Source organism: Methylobacterium sp. GC_Met_3 (genome assembly GCF_026540775.1).
Lineage (GTDB): Bacteria > Pseudomonadota > Alphaproteobacteria > Rhizobiales > Beijerinckiaceae > Methylobacterium.
Genome location: NZ_JALNUL010000149.1, coordinates 1 through 1,387, shown reverse-complemented (window position 1 = coordinate 1,387; position 1,387 = coordinate 1). Strand labels below are relative to the sequence as shown.

Genomic DNA, 1,387 nt, shown 5'->3' with positions numbered 1-1,387 from the left:
CGGGGGAGTCGCCGTTCCTGCACTACGTGCGCGTCGGCCGCGCCGCCGGCCTGATGGGCTGCCCCGAGGATCTCGGGACGCTCCCGCCCCTCACCGCACCCGATCCGCACGACTGGGACGGTCTGCCCCCCGCCCGGCCCATCGCGGACGCCCACGTGCTGGTCATCATGCCCGTCTACAAGGGACGCGCCGAGACCCTGCGCGCGCTCCACGCCTGCCTGTCCCAGCCCCAGGCCACCCCCTTCACCCTGCTCGCCGTCAACGACCGATCCCCCGAGCCGGAACTCACCCGCGACCTCGCGGCGCTGGCCGCCCGCGGCCTGTTCCACCTCGTCGAGAACGAGACCAACCTCGGCTTCGTCCGCTCGGTCAACCGCGCGCTGTCCCTGCGCCAGGGCCGCGCCGTCGTCCTGCTCAACTCCGACGCCCAGGTGTTCGGCGACTGGCTCGACCGCCTCGTCGCACACGCAGAACCCGCCGATCCGGCAGCCCCGCGCGTGGGCAGCGTCACGCCGCTGTCCAACAACGCCACGATCTGCTCCTACCCGCGCTTCAACGCCAACAACACCATGCCGCTCGAGATCGCCCCGCCCGAACTCGACCGCCTGGCCGCCGCGACCAACCCCGGCCGCAGCCTGCCCGTGCCCACCGGCGTCGGCTTCTGCATGGTCATGACCGCCCACGCCCTCGACATCGTGGGCGAGCTCGACGCCGAGGCCTTCGGCCGCGGCTACGGCGAGGAGAACGACTGGTGCCTGCGCGCCGAGAAGGCCGGCTTGCGCAACCTCCTCGCCGAGGACGTCTACGTCTACCATGCCGGCCAGATCTCGTTCGGCACCGAGGGCGGCGGCGGGGCCGGCGGCGCCTACGACCAGGGCCAGGCCGCGCTGCTGGCCAAGCACCCCGACTACCCGGCCCGCGTCGGCCAGTTCGTCCAGGCCGATCCCGGACGGCAGGGCCGGGCGCGGCTCGACCTGGAGCGGCTGGCCCGGCACGTCGCCGGCCGGGCGCTGCTGTTCGTCACCCACAGCTGGGGCGGGGGCATCCAGCGCCACCTCGACGACCTGATCGCCCAGGCCCGGGCCGAGGGCACCCCCGTGGTGCTGCTGCAGATCGACCGCACCCGCAACCTCGCGGTTCACGTCGCCTATCGCGGCGCCGCGTTCCTGTACCTGCCCAACCTCGACAGCCTGTACCTGCCGCGCGACGCGGACGAACTCGCCGGGTTCGTGGCCAGGCTGGCCCCGCGGCTGATCCACGTACACTCGCTGGCGGGCCTGCGCTGGGCGGCGGCGCGGGCGCTGATGGACGTGGTGGCGGGCTCGGGCCGCCCCTACGCCTGGACGCTGCACGATTACTCGCCGGTGTGCCACCGCAACCACCTGGT

Annotated in this window: 1 protein-coding gene; it reads left to right on the top strand. The window is 73.7% G+C overall.

Annotated features, from left to right (window positions below; translation table 11 throughout):
* Positions 1–1,387: glycosyltransferase (locus OXS27_RS32230; protein WP_267361730.1), on the top strand; the 1,387-nt coding region annotated here is incomplete at both ends.